The 22,968-nt window shown below is 44.8% G+C and carries 17 protein-coding genes, 2 tRNA genes, 1 pseudogene and 1 other annotated feature; all 20 genes and pseudogenes read left to right on the top strand.

Features of this window, described 5'->3' with window-relative positions; translation table 11 throughout:
- The first annotated feature begins 15 nt into the window (after positions 1-15).
- The 20 genes and pseudogenes from L7E55_RS09465 to L7E55_RS09560 all read left to right on the top strand — a co-directional run bounded on the left by L7E55_RS09465 (position 16) and on the right by L7E55_RS09560 (position 22,940).
- A complete protein-coding gene (locus L7E55_RS09465; RefSeq protein ID WP_277443985.1) occupies positions 16-561 on the top strand; it encodes a DedA family protein in 546 nt (181 codons plus the stop codon).
- A 5-nt stretch (positions 562-566) separates the two neighbouring features.
- Complete coding sequence (locus tag L7E55_RS09470; RefSeq protein ID WP_277443915.1) at positions 567-1,151, top strand: phosphatase PAP2 family protein; 585 nt, start codon at positions 567-569, stop codon at positions 1,149-1,151.
- Between the two features lie 73 nt (positions 1,152-1,224).
- Positions 1,225-2,148, top strand: a complete 924-nt coding sequence (locus L7E55_RS09475; protein ID WP_277443916.1) for an N-acetylmuramoyl-L-alanine amidase family protein — start codon at positions 1,225-1,227, stop codon at positions 2,146-2,148.
- Entirely contained in the window at positions 2,145-2,786 is a 642-nt protein-coding gene (locus tag L7E55_RS09480; protein WP_277443917.1) for a coenzyme F420-0:L-glutamate ligase, read from the top strand. The genes L7E55_RS09475 and L7E55_RS09480 overlap by 4 nt, the downstream gene beginning before the upstream one ends.
- 149 nt (positions 2,787-2,935) lie before the next feature.
- A complete protein-coding gene (locus L7E55_RS09485; protein WP_277443918.1) occupies positions 2,936-4,072 on the top strand; it encodes a D-alanyl-D-alanine carboxypeptidase family protein in 1,137 nt (378 codons plus the stop codon).
- A gap of 53 nt (positions 4,073-4,125) precedes the next feature.
- Positions 4,126-4,200: transfer RNA gene (locus L7E55_RS09490), tRNA-Val, on the top strand.
- Positions 4,201-4,222: 22 nt separating this feature from the next.
- Positions 4,223-4,307: transfer RNA gene (locus tag L7E55_RS09495), tRNA-Tyr, on the top strand.
- Positions 4,308-4,392: 85 nt separating this feature from the next.
- Positions 4,393-4,791, top strand: a complete 399-nt coding sequence (locus L7E55_RS09500) for a hypothetical protein (protein ID WP_277443920.1) — start codon at positions 4,393-4,395, stop codon at positions 4,789-4,791.
- 135 nt (positions 4,792-4,926) lie between these two features.
- On the top strand, positions 4,927-5,769 hold the full coding sequence (locus tag L7E55_RS09505) for a zinc metalloprotease HtpX (protein ID WP_277443921.1): 843 nt from the start codon (positions 4,927-4,929) through the stop codon (positions 5,767-5,769).
- Positions 5,770-5,820: 51 nt separating this feature from the next.
- Positions 5,821-6,720 carry a putative sporulation protein YtxC gene (ytxC, locus tag L7E55_RS09510; RefSeq protein WP_277443922.1) on the top strand — a complete coding sequence of 300 codons (900 nt, stop codon included), beginning with the start codon at positions 5,821-5,823 and terminating at the stop codon, positions 6,718-6,720.
- An 84-nt stretch (positions 6,721-6,804) separates the two neighbouring features.
- Positions 6,805-7,017 (top strand) — a binding site (T-box leader).
- A gap of 59 nt (positions 7,018-7,076) precedes the next feature.
- A complete protein-coding gene (thrS, locus tag L7E55_RS09515; RefSeq protein ID WP_277443923.1) occupies positions 7,077-8,999 on the top strand; it encodes a threonine--tRNA ligase in 1,923 nt (640 codons plus the stop codon).
- A 157-nt stretch (positions 9,000-9,156) separates the two neighbouring features.
- Complete coding sequence (gene brxF / locus L7E55_RS09520; RefSeq protein ID WP_277443924.1) at positions 9,157-9,615, top strand: BREX-3 system P-loop-containing protein BrxF; 459 nt, start codon at positions 9,157-9,159, stop codon at positions 9,613-9,615.
- A gap of 17 nt (positions 9,616-9,632) precedes the next feature.
- Positions 9,633-13,310 (top strand): DUF6079 family protein, encoded by a 3,678-nt coding sequence (locus tag L7E55_RS09525; RefSeq protein ID WP_277443925.1) that lies wholly within the window; start codon positions 9,633-9,635, stop codon positions 13,308-13,310.
- A 16-nt stretch (positions 13,311-13,326) separates the two neighbouring features.
- Positions 13,327-16,134 (top strand): DNA methyltransferase, encoded by a 2,808-nt coding sequence (locus tag L7E55_RS09530; protein WP_277443926.1) that lies wholly within the window; start codon positions 13,327-13,329, stop codon positions 16,132-16,134.
- A 73-nt stretch (positions 16,135-16,207) separates the two neighbouring features.
- Positions 16,208-16,417 (top strand): annotated as a pseudogene (locus tag L7E55_RS09535) (type II toxin-antitoxin system prevent-host-death family antitoxin); the annotation flags it as partial.
- A gap of 281 nt (positions 16,418-16,698) precedes the next feature.
- Positions 16,699-16,905: a HEPN domain-containing protein gene (locus tag L7E55_RS09540; RefSeq protein ID WP_277443927.1), complete on the top strand. Its 207-nt coding sequence runs from the start codon at positions 16,699-16,701 to the stop codon at positions 16,903-16,905.
- Positions 16,881-17,204, top strand: coding sequence for a nucleotidyltransferase domain-containing protein (locus L7E55_RS09545; RefSeq protein WP_277443928.1), 324 nt, complete (start codon positions 16,881-16,883; stop codon positions 17,202-17,204). The genes L7E55_RS09540 and L7E55_RS09545 overlap by 25 nt, the downstream gene beginning before the upstream one ends.
- A gap of 78 nt (positions 17,205-17,282) precedes the next feature.
- Positions 17,283-19,247 carry a BREX-3 system phosphatase PglZ gene (pglZ, locus tag L7E55_RS09550; protein WP_277443929.1) on the top strand — a complete coding sequence of 655 codons (1,965 nt, stop codon included), beginning with the start codon at positions 17,283-17,285 and terminating at the stop codon, positions 19,245-19,247.
- 16 nt (positions 19,248-19,263) lie between these two features.
- Entirely contained in the window at positions 19,264-19,968 is a 705-nt protein-coding gene (locus tag L7E55_RS09555) for a hypothetical protein (RefSeq protein WP_277443931.1), read from the top strand.
- Positions 19,969-20,000: 32 nt separating this feature from the next.
- On the top strand, positions 20,001-22,940 hold the full coding sequence (locus L7E55_RS09560; protein WP_277443932.1) for a TOTE conflict system archaeo-eukaryotic primase domain-containing protein: 2,940 nt from the start codon (positions 20,001-20,003) through the stop codon (positions 22,938-22,940).
- Positions 22,941-22,968: the final 28 nt, after the last annotated feature.

Here is a 22,968-nt window from a genome sequence, read left to right on the forward strand (position 1 = left end):
AATGTGATATCAGCCATGGGGTATTGGGCAATTGCGATTGGCATGGCTTTCGAAAGCGCCAACATCCCCTTGCCGAGTGAAGTGATTTTGCCGTTTGGCGGTTATCTCGTGTCTACCGGCAGACTGGAGTACTTCATGACGGTATTGGCGGGAACAATCGGGGGTATGGTGGGCTCGGCAATTTCATATTATCTCGGCGTCTTGGGGGGAAGGCCATTCCTGGCCAGGTATGGGCGGTATTTTGGTTTCTCTATGAAACACCTGGCGGTGGCTGAAAGATGGTTTGAGCAATACGGTGAGGCGACAGTTTTTTTTACCCGGCTGATGCCTATTGTGAGAACTTTTATCTCACTGCCGGCTGGAATTGCCAAGATGAATTTCAATAGGTTCTTGATATATTCTTTTTTAGGTTCACTCCCGTGGAGTCTGCTGCTTGTTTATATCGGCCTAAAACTTGGACAAAACTGGAAAACGATTGAGTTTTGGTTCCACCGCCTGGATGTTGTGGTGGTACTTGGTATTGTTGCCGTAGTTGTTTACCTTTGGCGCAAAAAACGGTGATAGAAGTGTGCGATAAAATTTTTTCTTATTTTAATAATATGGATTTGGCAGGCTTTAACCTGGTAAATCACACCCTTCATAACTCTGTCTTAAATAAATTCATGCCCTTTCTCAGCAACGCGGGTGTAGGCGGACTGATCTGGATTATTATCAGCCTGATCTTATTTGCTACCGGAAGGCCCGCGGTTAGAAAAACAGCTTTTCTGATGCTGGTTGCGGTCATGGCTAGCTATCTGACGGGCGAATGTTTTAAACATCTCTTTCAGAGACTTCGTCCTTTTGAAACATTAACGGGCGTGGAACTGCTGGTAAAGCCGGTCCACTCCTTTTCATTTCCGTCAGAGCACGCGGCTAATGCTTTTGCTGCCGGGCTTGTACTGATGCGCAAGTTGCCCGGTTTTACCTGGTTCTTTATCCTGCTTGCGGTGGCAATGGCTTTTTCCAGAGTTTATGTAGGGGTTCATTATCCATCTGATGTACTGGCTGGTTCTTTGCTGGGGTTGGCTTGCGGCGCCTTAGTCTTAAAGTATGAAAATAATTTCTTTCGAAAAAATTGGGGTTGGCAGCAGGAAAACTGGCGTAAGTATTAATTCTTATTGAATTCTATTATCGCAAAATACATAGAATATTTATAGATACATTAATTACAGGGGGAGTCGGCCATTGTCTTCCCAGAAATTATCAAGGATTACTAATATCTGGTCAAGGGTAATTGAAAGCGAAAACGGCAGCCTGTCAACCAAGGTTGTGATAGAGGCCACTGAAGTAATTAAACATGTGGTCAGCAGGGTTGGAAATGATCTTATCCTGGAGTCTGCCGGTGTCGCAGTCAATATGCCGGAGGGGTTAATTGAAGTAAACGACGGTCTGGTCAGGGAGATATTTTTAGAGCAAACCGGCGCCGGTGAAGCGGTGGTGCGAATTGTCGCCGAACATCCATGCGAATATAAGGTGATAGAAACTGAGGGCATACCGGCGAGCACCGCGGTTATCCTGAACCGTGCTTACTTGACAAATTTGATGAGGAATAAAAAGATTGTGATTGATCCCGGGCACGGGGGAGATGATTGGGGAGGGAAAGGTCCGGTTAACCTTGTGGAAAAAAATGTTGTTGTATTAATCGCAAGAATATTAGCCGATATATTTAACAAGGTTGGAGCGCAAGTTTTTCTGACCAGGACTGGCGATGAAAATATAAGGTTTGAAAAACGGTTTGGGTTGGCATTAAAGGAGAAGGCTGATCTGTTTATTGGCATTCACACCTATTCCGCAAGGAACAGTAAGGTTAGCGGCGCCTCGGTGCGCTACAAACCGTCCTGTGACCGTAGCCGCACTATTGCCGGCATGATAGACAAAGAATTGGTTAAAAAATTGAAAGTTGAGGACAGAGGTGTTAAAGAATCTCCGGATTTAGTCTTTCCCGGCGGCGTTCCCGGCGTGGAAGTGGAAGTTGTGACGATAACCAATTGGGTTGAGGAAGGTCTTTTACGTAGTCCCACCATCCATAAAAAAGCGGCGGAAGGTATATTTATCGGGGTAAAAAATTATTTTGCCGCCGCCGGTCAGCAGAATGAGGTGGTACAGTGATTTTAGGCAGGATCCCAATCAGGACACATATAATTACCGAAAAAGATGACATGGTTGATGTGGTGAAAAAATATACCGGCGAGGTCGCGGAAAAAGGCGATATTATTGCCATGGCTGAAAGCGTGGTGGCGATCACGCAAGGCAGGGCTATTTTGCCGGATACCATTAATCCGGGTCTATTGGCAAAGTTTTTGTGTCTTTTCCCGGGGAAAGACGGGAGCCTTGCCACACCTCGGGCAATGCAGTTGGCGATCCAGGAAGTTGGCAAAACCCGGATCATGCTTGGCGCCATTGCGGCGGTTATTGGTAGGATTATTCGCCGCAAGGGAGATTTTTACCGGATTGCAGGCCGTCAGTTAGCGCAAATCGATGATGTGGCCGGGACCATGTGGCCTTTTGAAAAGCACATTATACTCGGGCCCAAAAACCCGCATGATGTGGTAAGAAAGATAAAGGATGTCACTGGCGTGGAAGCAGTCATCACTGATGTGAATGACATTAGAAAAGTTGATATTTTAGCCGCTTCGGAGGGAGTTGACCAGAATAGTCTGATTAAAGACCTGGAAGATAATCCTTTTGGTAATGATGACCAGCAAACACCGATCATTGTTTTAAAAATGGCTAAGAACAATCCATGAAAAACTTTGAGTCAATCCGCCAGCCCGTTATTAACGGGCTTTTTTTCGCTCTCGGATCTTGTTTGAATAACGTTATCAACTTTTGAGATAATAATTTTAAAGCCGCACTGGCGGTTTTTTGTTGCCGGGAAATTAAAGGGGGTTAAAATATGCTGGCGCGCTTTCATCGCAAAGTTCTTTTTATTTTAGTTGTAACTATATTATCTATTGCGCCTGGAGCGGCATATGCGGGATTACCCAGGGTCACCGCGGATGCCGCCGTGCTGATTGATGTTGAGACCGGACAGATTTATTTCGCCAAAAATCACACGGTAAGACGCGAACCGGCCAGCCTCACGAAGATTATGACGGCAGTAATAGCTTTAGAAAATGGCGACTTAAACGATGTTGTCACAGTCGGGGGGAAGGCCGCCGCTGTCTCAGAGGGATCTACCATCGAACTCAACAAAGGTGAAAAAATTACTCTCGGAGAATTATTGAAAGCGGCGCTTGTCTGTTCCGCCAATGATTCTACCGTGGCCATAGCTGAGCATGTGGGCGGCAGTCATGACCGTTTTATTGCCCTGATGAACAAGAAGGCGGGCGCATTGGGGCTGTTAGGCACAAGATTTGCCAATACCAATGGCTACCATGATCCGAACCATTATACAACTGCTTACGACCTGGCGGTTCTTACGAGATACGCTCTGGGCATCCCGAAGTTTAACGAGTTGGTTCAAACCAGGGAAACAACAGTGAGGTGGACAGAACCGGCTGACAGGGGGGAAAAAATTGGTAATACTAACCGCTTGCTTACCAGTGGTTATGAGGGAGTGGATGGAGTGAAAACCGGTACCACGTCAATGGCCGGCAACTGCCTGATTGCTTCTTCTACCAGAGATGGACGCCGACTGATAGCTGTCGCGCTGCACAGTGACGACCGCTACCAGGATTGCGCCAGAATGTTCGATTATGGTTTCAACGTAATCCGTCCATTATCGATAATAACTTCAGGACAAGCAGTTGCAAACCCGGTCGTCGAAGGCGGTGTCAGCCCGGCGGTTGAAGCGGTGGCTGAGAAAGAACTGCAAGTCCGCATGGACCCGGAGGAGATTCCTAAACTGGAAAAACGGCTCCATATTAATGAGCCGTTGGCCGCGCCAATAAAAAAGGGACAGAAGTTAGGCGAGGTTGTCTATACTTATAAAAATCAGGAACTGGGCCGCGTGAATCTGTTGGCAGGCGCCGATGTCCTCAGAAAAGGCTGGCACAGGCAGATTTGGGACAAGTTGCGCTACGGCATTTGAGTTCGCATAATAGCTTGACATTTTTATAGCTATCTGTCAAAATAATTACTGATGGGCGGGTAGTTCAGTGGGAGAACGTCTGCTTGACACGCAGAAGGTCGTAAGTTCAATTCTTATCCCGCCCACCAACTTTCATAGTTAGCGGTAACTGGAGGGGTTCCCGAGTGGCTAAAGGGAGCAGACTGTAAATCTGCCGTCGACGACTTCGCTGGTTCGAATCCAGCCCCCTCCACCAAAATGGTCCTTAATCTTCCTTCCTATGGCCAGGGGGGATTTTTTATATTACACTCTTTAAGTTTTTCCAGACAGAGGTGAGTTTTGTGAGACGTTTACTAATTCTTATTCTAGTATTGTCAATTGTCCTTACCGGTTGTACCTTGATGCAAAATTCTGAGGCGCCGAAGAAAACGTTCACTGAACAAGATGTGCGCAGCGCCGTAACTGAACTGATTAACGGGATAAACGACGGAAATACTGAGGTTGTTAAGAAATATGTTGGTTCCGCCAGTCCTATCGCAGAAAAATTAATTGAAAAGTTAAAAGGCAATGTCAAGCTGTCTAATATCCGTGATATTTCTATTCAGGGGACAAGAGCGCAAGCGACTGTTACTCTGGAGGTGGTTCCATTAAAAGTATCTAAAGATGTTACTTTGAATTTTGACGCGATAGATGTTCTACTGTTAAACAGTCCACTCGGTTTATTGTCAATTCTTCTTTAAATGTAATTATTTGTGGAGTGCTTTTTCACTTCTTTTTTTCTAACCCGCATGTTATAAAAGGAAATGGTTGTAAATATTTGCTGACTAAAATAAAATAGATGTGTTAATACTCTAAATTAGGGAGGCATTTATAACGTGAATAGCTTAAAGGTTTGGCTTTTGATGGGCGCGTTATCAATCATCCTAGTGTTGATTGGCGCAGCTGTCGGCGGCAGATCCGGGGCGATGTTGTTTTTTTTAATTTCCTTGGGTATGAATTTTTTCAGTTACTATTTCAGCGACAAGGTTGCTATTTCCATGACCCGCTCGCAGCCTGTATCCGAAGCTGAAGCGCCTGAATTATACGATATAATGCGGAGATTGACTAAGCAGGCGGGGATGCCCATGCCCAGGCTTTATATAACCCCGTCACAGCAACCTAACGCTTTTGCCACGGGAAGAAATCAGTCCCATGCGGCTGTGGCTGTTACCGAAGGACTTTTCCGCATTTTGAACCGGGATGAGTTGGAAGGTGTCCTGGCGCACGAACTTTCACACATAAGAAATAAAGATATTCTTATTGGCGCTATAGCTGCCGCTTTTGCGGGCGCGATTACCATGATAGCGAACATAATTCAATGGGGAGCTATTTTTGGTATGGGCCGCGATGACGACGAGGGTGGCGGCAGCTTTATTGGAGCGATCTTATTGGCTGTTATAGCGCCGATAGCGGCGCTGATTATTCAAATGGCGATTTCCCGCTCGAGGGAGTACCTGGCTGATCAAACCGGCGCCCGTATAGCAGGCAAATCCGGAGGCCTGGCAAACGCCTTGCTCAAGCTGGAGAGTGCGGCTCATAGAATTCCGATGCAGGTAAATCCCGCGACATCGCACCTTTTTATTATTAATCCGTTTTCGGGTGCATCAATAAACCGTTTATTCAGCACTCACCCGCCTATCAGCGAAAGGGTAAAGCGGCTGGAAGATTTGCGTATTTAATATAAAATTTATTAATCACGCATACACTATTGCAAGAGGTGGTGATAGCCGGTGGCCCAGATTATTTCTATAGGTTCCACGCAGCATATTGATTTGTTAAAGGATAAACTGGGCAGGGGATTAATGATATTTGAAAGAAATGGGTTTAAGATTAATCTGGAAGAAAGGTCAGATGGCAAGTTTACCTTTTTTTCTTGTTGTTTAGACGGTTTCCCGGAATACTGTCAGTTGGAAGATGATCCTCAAATTATCATAAAGAAATATGTGGCGGATTTAATATCTGATATTATTCTGTCTCATTGGGAAGTTTTTTTGTTAAAAAATATTATCTGTGAAAATTATTATTATTATGGGGATGAAGAAAAGAAAATAATATATAATTATGCGTTGCAACACATTAACAGGAAATCAAATGAGCCGCGTAAATCGGTTTACTGGTTTAACAGAAAGAGAAGGATTCTTAATAAGATATTGGATTATTTAAAACTTAACAACAGTATTATCATTGATGGTTTTATCCGGTTCAGACTTAAAGAATATATTAATGAATTAAAAGATGCGACGGATAAAGCTGTAGATGACTTTCTTCTGGAAAGGGAATATAGAGAGTTTATTGAATTACTAAAATATTTTGTGGAGATTCAAGAGCCTCGCGCTTATATGGTTCATGTCCTGATAAATAACGTTGGAGCTTTTAAGCTGTATGACGATAAGACGCAACCTGTCAGGAGCGATTATCTGGGTGGTTTTTTGGTTGACATGATGGATAGCGAAATAAATTATGAAGATATGTTGGTAAGTGCTCTTGTTACAATTGCCCCCCAGAAAATTATTTTTCATCATAAAAAGAATGACAGGTATTCGGCAACGATAGAAACCATAAAAAAAGTATTTGACGGCAGAGTCAGTGAATGCCCGGGTTGTGAACTATGTACTCCATTGAATAATTAAATGTTAGAAATTTCTACTTCATTAGATTTATTGACAAATATCCAGCTAATCAATATAATACTGCTGTAATAATATCAATATTAGAAACAGGTGTTGAAAAGGAAGAGTAGACCTGTCTTGGCCATCAGAGAGAAAGTGTCATCGGCTGCAAGCACTTTTGGGTACTATGGGTTGAAAACCACCTTGGAACCGCCGGCTGAAATCACCAGTAAGCCGCGCCGGAGGCAGCCGTTAACTGTCGTAAAAGAAAGTATATACCCTTAATCAGGGTGGAAACGGGAATATCCCGTCCCTGACAGTTGTCAGAGGCGGGTTTTTCATTTTGCAATAATATGTTTTAGGGGGAAGTGTTAATAATGAGTGCTGTCGATAATATTAAAATTGTTTTACCTGATGGAGCAGAGAGAGAATACCCGGCGGGAACAACTCTTTTTGAAATAGCGAAGAGCACTAGCCCCCGCTTGGCCAAAGAGGCTCTTATCGCCAGAGTGAACGGCGAGTTGATGGATTTGGCGAATCCCATGATGGCTGATGCTTCCGTGGAGTTTCTTTCCTTTGAAGATGAGGCGGGGAAACGGGCTTACCGCCACAGTACCGCGCATGTTATGGCGCAAGCGGTGCAAAAGTTGTTTCCCGGCACAAAGTTCGCAATCGGGCCGGCTATCGCCGATGGCTATTATTATGACTTTGATACCAGTGAAACGTTTACACCGGATGATTTGGGTAAAATAGAGAAAGAGATGGAAGCCATAATCAAGGCCGATTATCCGTTTGAGCGTTTTGAACTCCCCCGGACGCAAGCCCTGGATTTCTTTAAAGAAAACGGGCAGAACTACAAAGTTGAATTGATCGAGGACCTGCCGGCTGACACTGTACTCTCATTCTATAAACAGGGTGATTTTACCGATTTATGCGCGGGACCTCATGTTCCTTCCACCGGGAGACTTAAATCTGTAAAATTAATGAACGTGGCAGGCGCGTATTGGCGGGGCAATGAGAGAAACAAAATGCTTCAGCGTATTTACGGCACATCGTTTCCGAAAAAATCCATGCTTGATGAATATCTTTTCCGGATTGAAGAGGCCAAACGGCGCGATCACCGCAAGCTCGGAGCCGAACTGGATTTGTTCAGCATCATGGATGAGGGGCCTGGTTTTCCTTTTTTCCATCCTAAGGGAATGATTCTGCGTAACGAACTGGAGAAATATTGGCGGGAAGAACATCAAAAGAGGGGCTACCAGGAAATACGCACACCGATTATTCTAAACAGGTCTTTGTGGGAGAATTCAGGACACTGGGATCACTACCGCGAGAATATGTATTTCACGAAGATAGATGAAGGTGATTACGCGGTTAAGCCGATGAACTGTCCGGGCAGTATCCTGATCTACAAGAACAAGCTGCACAGTTACCGCGAACTGCCGATCAGGCTTGCCGAGCTGGGCCTGGTGCACCGTCACGAGCTTTCCGGCGTGCTGCATGGTTTGATGCGGGTGCGGTGCTTTACTCAAGACGATGCCCATATTTTTATGCTCCCGGAGCAGATTAAAGAGGAAATTATCGGGGTTATCGACTTGGTAAACGATTTTTATAAAGTATTTGGTTTTAACTACTTTGTGGAACTGTCCACAAAACCTGAAAAAGCGATGGGATCGGATGAAATCTGGGATATGGCCACCGATGTGCTGCGGGACGCTCTTGACGCCAGGGGATTGAAATATAAAGTCAATGAAGGGGACGGAGCGTTTTACGGCCCCAAGATCGATTTCCATCTGGAAGATTCGCTTGGCCGCACCTGGCAGTGCGGCACTATCCAGCTGGACTTTCAGATGCCGGAGAAATTTAACTTGAGCTACGTGGGTGAGGATGGTCAAAAACACCAGCCCGTGATGATCCATAGGGTGGTTTTCGGCAGTATTGAAAGATTTATCGGCATTCTGACAGAACACTTTGCCGGGGCTTTTCCAACCTGGCTGGCGCCGGTCCAGGTGCGTGTGATTCCTATCACCGACCGGCACGCTGAGTATGCCCGCAATGTCGTCAAGAGGTTGGAGGAAGCCGGCATCAGAGTTGAACTGGATACGCGTAATGAAAAAGTAAATTATAAAATACGTGAAGCGCAAACCCATAAGATACCTTATATGCTGATTACCGGGGACAAAGAAATAGAGCGGGACGGCGTTGCCGTGCGGCACCGCGCCAAGGGCGATCTCGGGGCCATGCCGCTCGGTGAGTTTGAAGGGAAACTGCTGGAAGAGATCAGGACCAAAGAACGTTAATTAGACACGAAAACGCTCCGGTTTACCCGGAGCGTTTTTGTGTCTAATGATGTGGAAAAAAGATATTTACCGGTAGTAAAAGGATATTTTAACCTTGAAGTTGAATAAATTTTGGAGAAATATTAATGCCATTCCCAAATAAATAAAGGTGTTAAGCATGTCAGATAATTCCGGCTATACCATTAAAAAAGAGTTGGAACAAATCCGGTACCGCCGGCACCAACTGTTGATAATTTGCGGCGTTAATCGTACTAAAATTATCCAGGATATAACCAGAGAACTTGCTATTCCCCGTATAAACCTGAGTTTAAAATTAAGCGAAGAATTGCTGGAGGTGCCGGTTGCCCGGCGCAGCCGGAAAGTAAGCCAATTAGTAGATAAGTTAGTAAGCGAGAGTACAGGGGAAATCTTATGCTTTGAACATATCGAATTACTGTTCCATCCATTGTTGCAACAAGACCCTATGAGGATATTGGAAAATATCAGCCGCAACAAAATTATTCTTGTTTCCTGGAACGGTCATTATGCAAATGGCAGATTAACCTATGCCGAGCCGGAACACCCGGAATATCGCGCGTATAACGAACTGGAAGCGAGCGTTTTTGCCATTGACTGAGCGGAGGGATGAAAAGGATGAAGTATAGTGATCTTATTCATTTTGAACCTATTGAATCAGTAGTACAGTTGCGGGAATCAAACTCAAAGGAATATGCCTTCCAGTTATTAGATACTTATGTCATTTCAGAACGTATGGCGGAGTCCATCGATGAAATCATTATCGAACAGCTTCAATACGACCACCATGCTGATAATAAGGGGCTTTTGGTAGTCGGCAACTACGGAACCGGAAAATCTCACCTGATGAGTGTTATAGCCACCATTGCCGAGCAAGAGGGAGTCAGTGAACGTATAACCGATAAACGGGTAGCGTCCAAAGCAAAGGAAATCGAAGGCAAATTTCAGGTGATCCGTACCGAGATTGGCGCTTCCATCATGTCCTTGCGGGATATCCTTTGCGGCTACATCGAGGACCACCTGGCTGAAATCGGTGTGGATTATCAATTCCCCCCGGCCAATCAGGTGCGTAACAATAAAGACGCCTTTATTGGAATGATGGCGGCCTTCCATGAAGTATATCCCGGCCATGGTTTACTGCTGGTGGTGGACGAACTGTTGGATTATTTACGGGCACGCAAAGAGCAGGAGATTATCCTGGATTTAGGCTTTTTGCGCGAGGTGGGCGAAATCTGCCGCACCACACGCTTCCGCTTCATTGCCGGTATACAGGAAATGTTATTTGACAACCCCAAATTTCAATTTGTAGCCGGGCAGTTGCGCCGGGTCCGGGAACGTTTCGAGCAAGTGCAAATCATACGGGAAGATATCGCCTATGTGGTATCCCAACGACTGTTAAAGAAAGATGATCGCCAAAAGGCTCTTATTCGTGAGCACCTGCAAAAGTTTTCCGCCCTTTATGAAAAATTGAATGAGCGCCTGGAAGAATATGTTTCTCTATTTCCCATCCACCCGGCTTATTTGTCTACCTTTGAAAAGGTTATGGTGGCGGAAAAACGTGTAATTCTTAAAACCATCAGTTATGAAATGAAAAAACTCCTGAACCGGGAAGTTCCCGGTGATCAACCTGGTTTAATATCCTATGACAGCTACTGGCCATATATTGAAAATGATCCCTCACTGAAAAGCAACCCCGATATCAGAGAAGTTATGAGCAAATCCAAAATATTACAGGACCGCATTCAAAATGCCTTTACCCGTCCGGTTTATAAACCAATGGCTTTGCGCATTGTCCGGGCACTGTCCGTGCACCGGTTAACCACCGGGGATATTAACGCCAGGCTGGGTGTTACCTCAGAAGAACTGCGGGATAACCTCTTTCTTTATGTGGCGTTGCCGGAGGAAGATTCAACATTTTTGCGCACCACCATTGAAACAGTGTTAAAAGAGATTTTAAAAACCGTAAGCTGGCAGTTTATTTCCTTTAATGAAGCCAATGGCCAGTATTATTTGGATTTAGGCAAAGTAGAGGCCATTGACGATTTGATTGAGCAAAAGGCCGGGGGGCTAACAACAGAGCAATTGGATCGCTACTATTTTGAAGCGCTTGCCCTGGTGACCGACAGCGCCAAAAATACCTACGTTACCAACTACCGCATCTGGCAGCATGAACTGCCCTGGTGGGAATGTAAGGTAACACGCCAGGGATACCTGTTCTTCGGCGCGCCCAATGAGCGTTCCACCGCCCAGCCGCCCCGGGATTTTTATATCTATATGCTGCAGCCTTTTGATCCGCCGAAGTTTAAAGACGAGGAGCGGGCAGACGAAGTATTCTTTAAGTTAAAGCACAAAGACGAGATGTTCCTGCGGGCTCTTTCCCTCTATGCCGGCGCCAAGGAATTGAGCGCCGTCGCCGCTTCAGGAACCAAGCATTTATATGAAGGGCGCGCCGGGGATAATTTAAAGCTGCTGACCAAGTGGCTGCGGGAAAACCTTTTGAGTGCTTTTGAAGTCACTTATAAAGGCATCACCAAAAAGGTGGTTGACTGGGTTAAAACTATGCCGCCCCAAGCCAGTGTAAGGGAAATTATTGATGCTGTGGCCGCCGCCTGCTTGTCATCCTGCTTTGAAGAAAAATACCCGGATTACCCCCATTTCAGCAAGTTGAATATGCCTTTAACCAGGGAAAATCTGCCCGGGTATGTGCAGGATGCTTTAAAAAGTATTGCCGGAGCTAAAACCAAGAGCGGGACGGCCATTCTGGACGGACTGGTGCTGCTGGAAAATGAAAAGTTGGCTCCCCGCCGGTCCGGCTATGCCAGATGGATTTTAGATAAACTGGCGGAAAAGGCGCATGGTCAGGTAGTAAACCAGTCGGAGTTCATAGAAACGGTCTACAGTTGTCAGGGAACAGAGGATATAAAGTTAACCACCGCCTTTAAATTGGAACCGGAACTGCTGGTGGTGTTGCTGGCAGCGCTGGTCTACAGCGGCGATATTGTGGTGACAGTATCAGGGATCACCTATGATGCCATGAAGATGGAGCAGTTAATCAAGCTGCCCTTAAGGGAACTTAAGGATTTCAGCCATATTAAAAAGCCCAGCGGGCTGCCGGTGCCCGCTTTACAGGCACTCTTTGACCTGTTTGGTATTTCCGACGCGCTGTTGCAACAAAATGCCCTGGCGAAGGGTATTGAAGAGTTGCATAAGTATGCCAACAACCGGTTAATCAATACTGTAAACATTTTGCAGGTGGTTCGCACAGGCATTCCCTGCTGGGACGGCGTTATTTTATCCGCCGCCGAACAGCGGCAGTATAAAGAGAAGCTGGAAGATCTAAAAGCCTTCCTTGAGGCAGTGCTGGTTTACAACACTCCTGCCAAATTACACAACTTTAAGTTTACCGTAGAACAAGTGACCGAAAAGCGAGAAGCGCTTAACTTAGTTAAACAGTTGGCAGAGTTGCAGCAGCGGGTGACACAAATCTCCAGTCAGGCCAACTATCTAGTTGCCGCCCAGCAGCATTTACCCCTGGACCACCAGTGGCAGGAGGATGTGGAAGTAGCCCTTGGCGACTTGCTTCATGCCCTGAAAGGGGGGAAATCCTGCGAGGCGGAACTGAAGCAAATCCGGGTATTGAAGGAACAGTACCAGGAATTTTATTTGGTCATGCACAACAGAGCCAGGCTGAATGCCACTGAGGAGAATCAAAAAAATATTTTGCTGAATGATCCGGGGGTATCCGCTTTAAAACAACTGGCTACAATTGATTTACTGCCGGAAAACCAGTTAAGCCGGTTGTTAAACCGGGTTAATTCCCTGAAAACCTGCTGGAGCTTGACTAGAAAAGACCTGGAATATCATTCCATCTGCCCGCATTGCAAGTTCCGTCCCAAAGACGAGCAGCCCGGCGCGGTGAAAAACCTGAACGGCCTGGCGGACAAGCTGCAAGGACTTCTGGACGATTGGACCGGGATGCTGCTGGATTACTTCAACGACCCGGAAGTAAAGGAAAATATCACTTTATTGAAACCGGAGCAGCAAGAGTTAGTCAACGCGCTGCAGGTGCAAAAGGAATTAACACTGCCTATTGATATTAAACTGGTTCAAGCCATTAAGGAACTTTTACAGGGTATTGAGCGGATAGAAATTACCATGGACGATTTAACGGAGATGGCGGGCAACGGCAGTCCCCTGACCGTCGAAGAGGTAAGGCAGCGTTTAGAGAAGTTATTGAAGGATCGCATAGGCTCCCAAGCTGCCAACCGTGTACGCATTATGCTCGGTCATAAGTAATGGAGGGGAGAAGAACTTGGTTTTCAAGGATACGAAACAAATAACGATGTTAGATCATGAGCAAGACACCGAAGATCAACCGGTAACCTGCCTGGGGATGACCTTTGCCGATGACGAGGCCCGCCGGGCGTATTTTACGGAGGAACTGCGCAGAAGACTGCCTGAATTAAGACAAATGGAAGGGTTTCCGATTGGTGAGGATGAAGACATCCTCGCCCTTTCGGACCCGCCTTATTATACTGCTTGCCCGAATCCGTTCATACCGGATTTTATTAAATATTGGAAAGAGGAAAAGAGAAAGTTATATGGTGAAGACCAAGAGGAGTATCACAGGGAACCTTTTGCCGCGGATGTATCGGAAGGGAAGAATGACCCGATTTATAACGCGCATAGTTACCATACCAAGGTGCCTCATAAGGCGATTATGCGGTACATCCTGCATTACACAGAGCCGGGAGACGTGGTCTTTGACGGGTTTTGCGGAACGGGGATGACGGGGGTAGCGGCCCAACTGTGTGGAGACCAAAGCGTAATTGCTTCACTTGGCTATAAGTTGACCGAAGATGGGTACATCCTGGATGAAAACAAGCAGACGGTCTCTCGGTTTGGATGCCGGCACCCTGTTCTGAACGACCTTTCGCCCGCCGCAACTTTGATCGCCGCAGGCTATAACCTGACAGCCGATGCAAAAGGGTTCGCCCGGCATGCCAAGATGCTTTTGGACAAGTTCAACAGTGAATACGGGTGGATGTATGAAACGCGGGACCCCAAAACTGGCGCAGTTTGTCCGGTTGACTTCACAGTTTGGACCGAAGTATTCAACTGTCCTCATTGCTCCGGGGAATTGGAATTCTGGAGTCTGGCCTATGACGAGGCGTCAGGGAAGTTTGAAGACCGACTCACCTGTCCTCACTGTTCGGCGGATATTTCTAAACGTGACCTCGTTAGACTCACAACCACTTACTACGACAATACGGTCGGGTCAATCCGGACGCGGCAGGTCTTGCGTCCGGTCGATATCCGATACCAGCACATGGGAGTCAAGAAGAGCAAAAAACCTGATCAAGATGATAATGCCGTCCTGGAGAGAGTTGAAAAACTGATGGAGGATATCTATTACCCCACTGAATTGATGATGTTTGTTCCGGAGGGGGAAGAATGGGGCGATGACTTTCGACCAACAATCAGCCGTGTTCACGATTTTCATTTGCCGCGCCAGCTCGTCGCCTTCTCTCTGCTATGGCAAATGACGGATGACCTCCCCAGTGAGGAAATGAAGCGGCTCTGGCGGTTTACATTACAGAGCGTCCTTGTGAGCTTCACCCGCCGAAATAGGTTTTTAAAGAATGCCTATTCTCAGGTTAATCGTGCACTGAGCGGTACGTTGTATATGGGCTCAACAGTCAGCGAGCCAAGCCCCACCTATGTATTGACCGGCAAGATTAAAAGATTTGGCAACGCTATTCCAAAGGGCGGCTCTCCGGCAGTCATAACCACGCAATCTCTCGCCTCAGTGTTGATTCCGGATAACTGCGTCGATTACGTGTTCATCGATCCGCCCTTCGGCGACAACTTACCCTATGCCGAGTTGAATTTCCTGTGGGAGGCGTGGCTTCGGGTATTCACCAATGCTGGTCAGGATGCGATTGTCAGTAGGAAGTGGAAAAAAGACTTGGCCGTTTACACGAACATGATGACGTCCTGTCTGAAACAGGTTTATCGCATCCTCAAGCCGGGCCGGTGGGTTACGGTGGAATTTCACAATTCAAAGAACGCCGTATGGACTGCGATACAAGAAGCACTGGGACGCGCCGGCTTCATCATTGCTGACGTAAGTGTCCTCGACAAGGGGATGAGGACCAAGAAGCAGTTGCATGCCAGAGCGGTTGACAAAGACCTGGTCATATCGGCCTACAAACCGAACGGCGGGCTCGAGCAAAGATTCCAGCTCATAGCCGGAACTGAAGAAGGGGTCTGGGATTTTGTCCGGACTCACCTGCGCCGGCTCCCCGTCTTTATTGTCAAAGACGGGACAGGACAAGTGATAGCGGAAAGACAGCAGGTCTTATTATTCGACCGCATGGTTGCTTTTCATGTTCAACGTGGAGTTACCGTTCCCCTGTCTGCAGGCGAATTTTATCAGGGGCTGGCCCAGCGCTTTCCCGAGCGTGACGGCATGTACTTCCTGATGGACCAGGTGGTTGAATACGAGCGCCTGCGTGTGGCCTCCCGTGAGATAATACAACCCGAATTCTTTGTCTCCGATGAATCATCGGCCATCCAATGGCTCAAAGAGCAGCTTGCCAGAAAACCACAGACTTTCAGGGAGCTTCAGCCGCAGTTTATGCGTGAAACGCAAGGTGGTTGGCATAAATACGAGAAACCTCTGGAGCTTTCGGTATTGCTCGAGCAAAACTTCCTTCGCTACGACGGCAGTGATGAATTACCCAGCCAGATTCACAGCTACCTGTCTACGAATTTCAAGGACCTCAGAAAATTGGCCAAGGACGATGAGACCCTTCGTAGTAGAGGGAAGGATCGCTGGTATGTTCCGGACCCCAATAAACAGGCTGACTTGGAGAAGTTGCGCGAGAAATCCCTGCTGCGCGAATTCGCTTCATATATTGAAGAAATAAAGAAAAGCAAGAGAAAATTAAAGCTGTTTCGTACCGAGGCCATCCGGGCCGGCTTTAGAAAGGCCTGGGGAGATAATGATTATCAAACAATTGTCGAGATTGGCCGGCGTTTGCCGGAAAGCGTCCTGCAAGAGGACGATAAATTGTTGATGTACTACGACAACGCGCAAATCCGGCTGGGGATGTAATGTGAGTAATCTCGTGGTTTAGTACATAATTATGCTATAATAATAGCATAATTATTGACGAGGTGTTGATATTATGCCACAAATTAGACCAATTACCGATCTGAGAAATACCAATGAAATTTCAGAAATATGCCATAAACCAGGAGAACCGGTTTTTATTACCAAAAACGGATATGGTGATTTGGTTGTGATGAGTATAGAAACCTATGAGCGTCAGTTTGCTCTTGTTGAGGTTAACAAAAAGCTCACTGATGCCGGGAAAGAGCTTGCGCAGGGAGTTCCTTTAACACAAATTATACTTAAAGAATCACAATACCGCTTTTTGACTGAAGTTGCCGGATTGAAGGGTATAAGTATATCTGAGGTAATCCGGCAATTGGTCGACGAAAAGCAGTGTGAGATTTCATATGCCCAGGCTGAGGGAGCCGTGGAAATGAGTAAAGGTGCTGTTGCTGGAGATGGTAGTAACGTTCACCATGACGAGGTTTTATGTGAATAAGATAGTATTTGCAGCCTTCTTGCGTTATATACGCAAGGTATAAAGGCGTTTGGGCATGGGATTTGGTGTCATTAGCTGGTAGTGCCGGCTTGCTTGAAAAATGTACAAAAGAGCTGAGGGACTTGTTACGCCGTCTTTCTCTATATTATATTGAAACTAGGTATCCCGATAAACGTGCCGTTCTGGAAGCCAAATGCACTAAAGAGCATACGAAAGAAATTCTGGAACGCTCAAAGGGGGCTGTGAAATGGTTAAAAAACATGTTGAAGTAGTTGTGGGTGAATTTATAAAGGCTTTAAAAAGTAGGAACATTCGTGTTGAAAAAGCCATCTTGTTTGGGTCTTATGCAAAAGGGAGCGCGGGTAAAGATAGTGATATTGATATTGCTGTAATTTCTCCGGACTTTGGCCAAGACTATGTGGAGGAAGCAGTTATGCTTAAAGAAATCAGTGAAGATATTGATTTAGATATTTCTCCAAGACCCTATTCTCTGGAAGAATATAAAAATATCAAGAAAGGACAATTCCTTTATGACGAGATTATTTTAAAGGGTAAACTGATTGTAAGCTAAGGATATCATTTTTAGTAATCATTACAACGATAATGTGCAAATCCGTTCAGGTATGAAGAGAAGGACAGGTGACCCCTTTTGAGTACGTGGCGCGATCAGGTGCTGAGGGATTTTCAGGAACCGGTGCCGCCACTTACGCTGGTGGCGGATCCGGATCATTTGCTGTTGGATGAAGTTCTACTGTCGTCCTTTAAGGACAGCCAAGTGGAATTCGTCCAATACGGTGACCCGGTGGCCTTTCGTTACCTGTTTGAATTCAGTTATCGTAAAGCGCTGGAAGAGCGAACCTTAAGGTTGCTGGTGCGGGTAAATGATGTTACTCTGGAGCAAATGCCTTACGATTTGCTGCAAATGGGGCGAAAACTAACCTACCGGGTGCAAACCATATTTCCAAAGCTGTCACCCCAAGTGGTGAAGCAATTGGCCTCCCAGGACTTAGATGCCTTGTATGCCGTCCGCGGACAGTATCAAGGCGCTGCTTCTTATGGCGAAACCTGTGATTTTATCTTGCGCAGGGTTTTTAAAGTGGCCTATGACATGATCGATAATGAAACGGAACTGGTCAAGTACTTGCTTTCTAAACATTACCGTCAGAGACTATACCCGGAGGTAATCGAGTCATATCTCATCGAACAATTACAGATGCAAAAGGGGTTAAATAAGCTGCCGTTGGCAGAGTTGGTAAAATCCCCGTCCTTTTTTTATAGCTATCTGCAAAACCAGTGGGTTGTGTATTTGCAAATCCTGCAAGAAAAACCGTTGGTATTAATGGACGATAGCCTGCCAAAGGGCATCTATGGCAAAGAAAAACCCCATCCCTTTGACGATGAAGATGTTTACCGTTTATTAGATAACCTGTTTATTGAAGGGTACTTGAAACCGGTGAAGGGCTTTAACAGTAAGCGGTTACCTCAATGGACCCATGTCGGGCTGGTGATTGATCCTGCCAGCGACCACAAAAATCGTCTTAAAGGACTACTGGTAAACTTAAAGGAGAAGCTTCAGGCAATCGGAAATTACCGGGACTGGTTGAATGTCGTTCCGTTGTACGGTGAAATAAAAGATTTAATTTTATCCATGAATTTTACCCAAAATGAAACTGTTCTTAGCGAAGTAAAAGCCGTCGAGGCCGGGATGGACGCCCAATTTGAGCTATGGATGCTCCGTAACTATGGAGGGTTGCTAAACCTTCCCTATTTGCCGAAACCGGTGATGCTGCACCAGGTGTCCCATTATTTAGCCGCTAAACATTATGCAAAAGTTGCCCTGGTGGTCTTGGATGGTATGAGTTATGTCCAGTGGGCGCAAATACGGAAGCATTTACAGGCGAAAAACTTTGTTTTTGATGAGTTGAGTGTTTTCGCCTGGATTCCCACCATTACTTCTATATCCAGACAAGCCCTTTTTACCGGAGAAATGCCCGTATATTTCTCCCATACCTTGGGAACCACCAGGAAAGAAGAAGCAACATGGAAACTTTATTGGGAGAACCATGATGTGTTCAAGGCTTATACCGGCTATGAAAAAAGATTAGGTCAAAGAGAAGGGGCTTATCGATCCCCTGATAGTTTACAAAAACCTTCACTAAAAGTGCTTGGCCTGGTGATTGATACCATTGACAATCTGGTTCATACGGCCCTGCAAGGGCACAGAGGGATGTACGCTGAGCTCAAGTTATGGCTTGAAAAAGGGTATCTGGCAGGACTTTTGGCAGATTTAATGAATAAAGGCTTCGAGGTTTACTTGACTTCCGATCATGGTAATAAGGAAAGCCGGGGCATTGGCCGTGTCTCGGAGGGTGTTCTGGCGGAAACACGGGGGGAACGGGTTAGAATCTATAAAGATAAGATGTTGCGCGATAAGGCGGCTGCTGCTTACTCTTCATTGGCCTGGACCGGGTCCGGCTTGCCGGAGGACGTGTATGTATTGCTGGCCAAAAGCGGAGAAGCTTTTATTCAAAAAGGTGAACATGTGGTCAGTCACGGGGGGATCAGCCTGGAGGAAGTAGTGGTGCCTTTTATACACATTACAGGCAAACAATAATTTTTAGAGGTTTAAAATGGCAAAACCGGTGGGGTTTGATCAAAAAATAAAGTTGCGGCATCTGGACTATATTGCCAGAGAAGCGAGCAGTTTGGATCGTAAAAATGTACATGAAAAACTAGATGAATTTCTAAATGCAGATATTCGTGGTGCTAAATCCAGAAAAAACGCCGTTACGGTATTAATGAAAATCTGGTATTTGACGCCCGGTGAATTAAAGAGTTTACGCCAAAGGGCCTTAGAATTGCTGCCATCCTTATCGTTTCATGATCGTCTTGTTTTTCATTGGGGTATGACCTTACTGGCCTATCCCTTTTTTAAAGATGTGGTCAATGAATTGGGCACTCTATTCAGATTGCAAAATGAGGTGCCCAGCCGGCAAATAGGCCGTAAGGTGAAGAGTCTCTATGGGGACAGGCGTAGGGTGGAGGTAGCTACCACAGCGGTATTGATGAGTATCAAATCTTGGGGGCTTATTGAGAGAAGTAAAAGCAATATTTATACCCTGCCGAAAAAATACGAAATAACCAATGCGGCATTAAAGCTATGGCTGGCTGAGGTGGTCCTGCGGGTTTCGGATTGTCAATACATGCCGCTGGAGATGATCCCGGCGGCACAGTTCGTTTTTCCTTTTCAATTTAAAATCAACATTAGAGAATTTGAACATAGCAATTTCATTATCAATCGACAGGGTTTGGATATGCAGTTGGTTGGTCTTTAGAATATGTTAATTTTCCAATTTAGGAGAATAATATGGATTTTAAAGAGTTGCTTGAGAAGTATCAGACATTACTGATTGAGAACAATAGCTTGAAAGAAGAAATAATGAGCTTGAAGGCTCAATTGGGTATTATAGAGCCACAGGTTGTTCCTGGTGAAATTCCCAATTATATATCAGAACCAGAAATATTTAATAATGAATTTGCAGGTAAAACTTTGCAATTAAACGTAAACAGTAAGTCAGACAGCGTAGAAAAAATCAAGTTATTCATGTCACTCTTTAAAGGACGGGACGATGTTTACGCTAAAAGATGGGAAAACAAAAAGAAGGGGACATCCGGGTATTCACCGGTCTGTTTGCATGAATGGAAATCTGAATTATGTGCAAAACCAAAGGGAAAATGTGCAGGTTGCGCCTTTAAGGAATATGCTGTTTTAAATGAAATGGTTATTGATGATCATTTACGAGGGCGTGACAATTTCGTTGCGGGAATATATCCCTTGTGCCTAGATGAGACATGCTACTTTTTAGCTATTGATTTTGATGATGGAGAGTGGCAAAAAGATATTTCAGTGATCAGACAAGTGTGTACGGAGTTTAATATTCCTATAGCTGTTGAGCGCTCGCGTTCAGGCAAAGGAGCTCATGCGTGGTTTTTCTTTAAAAGCCCGATATCTGCCGCTCTGGCAAGGAGATTTGGAAGTGCGCTACTTACCTTCTCCATGAGTAAAAGGCATGAGATAACATTTAAATCCTATGACAGGTTTTTTCCCAATCAGGACACAATGCCAAAGGGCGGTTTGGGAAATCTGATTGCGCTTCCTTTGCAAAAGGCAGCAAGAAAAGCTAATAATAGTGAGTTTATCGATGAAAATTTTCAACCGTATAATGACCAGTGGGCGTTTTTAGCTACAATTCATAAACTCTCCGAAAATGATGTTGAAATGCTTTCAACAAAATTGTGCCACGGGAACGAACTTGGAGTATTGAAAAAAGACGAAGAAGAAAACCAAAAGCCGTGGGAAACAAGCAAAGTCAAATTGCTGAAAAACGATTTTCCACAAGATGTTGAAATTGTAAAAGCAAATATGCTATTTATCCCGAAGGCAGGCATTTCTCAAAAGGCGTTAAACCACTTGAAACGTTTAGCGGCTTTCAAAAATCCGGAGTTTTATAGAGCTCAAGCGATGCGCATGCCGACTACTAAAATACCCAGAATTATTTCTTGCTCTGAAGAAACAGCAGAATATCTGTGTCTGCCAAGAGGATGTGAAGCAGACTTGAAAGCTATATTTGAAGAACTAGGAATGGCTGTTAACTACATTGACAAGACGAATTGCGGCAAAAAAATTGATGTTGAATTCAACGGTAGCTTGAGAGATGAACAACCTCTGGCATTCGATAAATTGCTCAGACATGATATCGGAGTACTTTGCGGAACTACAGCTTTCGGGAAAACGGTTGTGGCAATTAAATTGATTGCCGAAAGAAAAGTTAACACACTTATTCTGGTTGATAAAGTCAATTTGGTTCCACAATGGAAAGAAAGATTGATGAAATTTCTGACGATAAATGAGACTTTGCCGGATGAAGATATCAATGAGGGAAAAAAGAGAGGAAGAAAAAAAGCTAATAGTATTATCGGACAAATAGGAGCAGGAAAGGACAGCTTAAGTGGAGTAATTGATATAGCCATAATGCAATCGTTAAATAGAATGGGTGAAGTCAAGGAATATGTGAAAAATTATGGTATGATTATTGTTGATGAATGTCATCATGTTTCAGCTTTTAGCTTTGAAAAGATACTTAAAAGCACAAACGCAAAATATGTTTATGGATTAACCGCAACACCTACCAGAAAAGATGGACATCATCCGATCATATTCATGCAATGTGGTTCCATACGATACAGGGATGACGCGAAAAAACAGGCGGAAAAAAGACCTTTTGAGCATTATATTATACCAAGATTTACATCTCTAAGGGTTCCGTTGAATAAAGATGAAAGTGACGTTTCAATTCAGGAGTTATATTCCGAAATAGTAATTAATGAGATGCGAAATCAGCTAATTGTTGATGATGTGGTTAAAAGCCATGAAGACGGCAGGAACTGTATTGTTTTAACAGAAAGAACCGCTCACGTTAAATTACTTGCCAAAAAAATAAATAACAGAATTCCTGATGTGATATCTCTTACGGGTGGTATGGGAACGAAGGAAACCAGAGAAAAAATGAAACGAATAATTAATACACCTGCAGATAAACAGCTAACTCTAGTGGCTACAGGTAAATATATAGGAGAGGGTTTTGATGAACCGCGTCTTGATACGTTATTCTTAGCAATGCCTATATCGTGGAAAGGGACTTTACAGCAATATGCAGGCAGGCTTCACAGGCTGTTTAAAAATAAAAATGAGGTACAAATATATGATTATGTGGATATCCATGTAAGGATGCTGGAAAAGATGTATAATAAAAGGCTTACCGGATATGCTTCAATTGGTTATAAAGCAAAGGGCGAAAGTTTTGCAGCAGAGTCAATAAACATTATTTTTGATAAAAGCAACTTTTTACCTGTATATACAAATGATATTGTGAATGCAGCAAGAGAAATATTGATTGTAAGTCCGTTTATTACCAAGAAGCGTACTTTGCAAATGCTGCAACACCTAAGGGTTGTATTGCAAAATAAAGTGAGAGTAATCGTGGTGACTAGGCCGGTTGAAGATTTCAAGGAAAAGAATATGAACGCTTTGCAAGGTACTTTGAAATTATTAGAAGATGCTGGAGTAAGTGTGGTTTTTAGATCAAATATTCACCAAAAATTTGCAGTTATAGACCAAAGGATCGTATGGTATGGTAGTATAAATCTATTGAGCTTTGGCAGTGCAGAAGAAAGCATCATGCGGCTTGAAAGCCCCAATATTGCATATGAACTTATAAAAAGTATAGGAGAGAGGCAGGTATCATAACTATGGGCATAAAGTTGATTTTATGCAA

Origin of the sequence: Pelotomaculum isophthalicicum JI, assembly GCF_029478095.1 — a bacterium.
Taxonomy (GTDB): domain Bacteria; phylum Bacillota; class Desulfotomaculia; order Desulfotomaculales; family Pelotomaculaceae; genus Pelotomaculum_D; species Pelotomaculum_D isophthalicicum.

Excerpts from the sequence above, each read along its gene's own strand:
- L7E55_RS09465 (WP_277443985.1), top strand. The coding sequence starts at position 16 with ATGGGGTATTGGGCAATTGCGATTGGCATGGCTTTCGAAAGCGCCAAC.
- L7E55_RS09485 (WP_277443918.1), top strand. The coding sequence starts at position 2,936 with ATGCTGGCGCGCTTTCATCGCAAAGTTCTTTTTATTTTAGTTGTAACT.
- thrS (WP_277443923.1), top strand. The coding sequence starts at position 7,077 with ATGAGTGCTGTCGATAATATTAAAATTGTTTTACCTGATGGAGCAGAG.
- brxF (WP_277443924.1), top strand. The coding sequence starts at position 9,157 with ATGTCAGATAATTCCGGCTATACCATTAAAAAAGAGTTGGAACAAATC.
- L7E55_RS09525 (WP_277443925.1), top strand. The coding sequence starts at position 9,633 with ATGAAGTATAGTGATCTTATTCATTTTGAACCTATTGAATCAGTAGTA.
- L7E55_RS09545 (WP_277443928.1), top strand. The coding sequence starts at position 16,881 with ATGGTTAAAAAACATGTTGAAGTAGTTGTGGGTGAATTTATAAAGGCT.
- L7E55_RS09555 (WP_277443931.1), top strand. The coding sequence starts at position 19,264 with ATGGCAAAACCGGTGGGGTTTGATCAAAAAATAAAGTTGCGGCATCTG.
- L7E55_RS09560 (WP_277443932.1), top strand. The coding sequence starts at position 20,001 with ATGGATTTTAAAGAGTTGCTTGAGAAGTATCAGACATTACTGATTGAG.